We start from the raw sequence: 1098 nt of genomic DNA on the forward strand, positions 1-1098 counted from the left end.
TGCAGGCTCAGGGCAAACAACTTTGTAGAAAACATCTTTTCCACATGTATGGCACTGCATAATCTCAGAATTAAAATCAACCCTTGGAACTATCATAACTAATTTACATAAACTCTATTGTATGTGATGTTATCCAAAGGCCAAACGAAACTCAAGTAATAATAGGCTTTCTGATACAGTTTCATTTCGGCATAGCAAAAACCTGTCAAGTAACAACAATGATAGAACATATCCAATCCTTCATCCGAAAGAGTATCATCGAAAAACTTTTCCTTCAACAGATAAAAAGCATTTTCCAAATACAGCAGAGCGTCCCAATAGCGTTTCTCGTTGAAAGCTTCGTACCCCCATGAATAATTCCATCCGACTTCGGGAGCGATTTTAGCAATCAAAGCCGTTTCATCCGCATCCAGTTCTTTTCCTTTCGCATACTTTTCAGCCACCTTTTCCACTTTCTTCTCAAATTCAGCAATTCGCCTTTGCGGGTCTGTCAAGTCGTATGCAAACAGAAGGGAATAGGTTTCCGGCTGGTTTTGGGTAGCCGAAAAAGAGACGTCACCTTCCTCTGTCGAAAGCGTCCGCATGATAGAAGCACGGATAAACCGGGTCTGTTCATCGCCGCCGTTCTCCTTTAAATGGATAAGCACGGTTTCCTCTGTTTCTTCATTACGGGTATAAGAAACGCACAGAGTCACCTGGTTATAAAACATTTCAGGATGCTCCTCATCCGCCATCGCCTTGCATAAGTCAAAGTTCCATATAGCATCTGGCTGAATGATTTCTTTCCCTATCTGACTGTCACTTAGTGTATAAACCACATACAGACTAAGAAGGTCTTCTTTCCGGATATCGAATATCCGATTAAGCACTGTGCCTAATACCACGGCATGTTCTCTGCTTGCCCGAAACTGGATACGTTCGTTCAGATTTTGATGCTCCAACTCTTCAGCCAAATACGCACCGGTCTTCAAGGCTTCTTTAATCGGGTAGGAGGTAAATGCTAATCATAGAAAGGCATTTGCCTCCTACTTTCACATTTACCGACCTCCCACACCACCGTACAAGCGGTTCCGCATACGGCGGTTTCGCGCTTTCTCA

General features: G+C 43.1%; 1 protein-coding gene. It reads right to left on the reverse strand.

The genetic code is table 11. The features are described 5' to 3' along the window. Positions 1-98: 98 nt before the first annotated feature. Positions 99-953 (reverse strand): hypothetical protein, encoded by an 855-nt coding sequence (locus B5F25_RS20860; protein ID WP_140407018.1) that lies wholly within the window; start codon positions 951-953, stop codon positions 99-101. Positions 954-1098 lie beyond the last annotated feature (145 nt).

It is taken from the genome of Bacteroides sp. An19, from assembly GCF_002160215.1.
GTDB lineage: Bacteria > Bacteroidota > Bacteroidia > Bacteroidales > Bacteroidaceae > Phocaeicola > Phocaeicola intestinalis.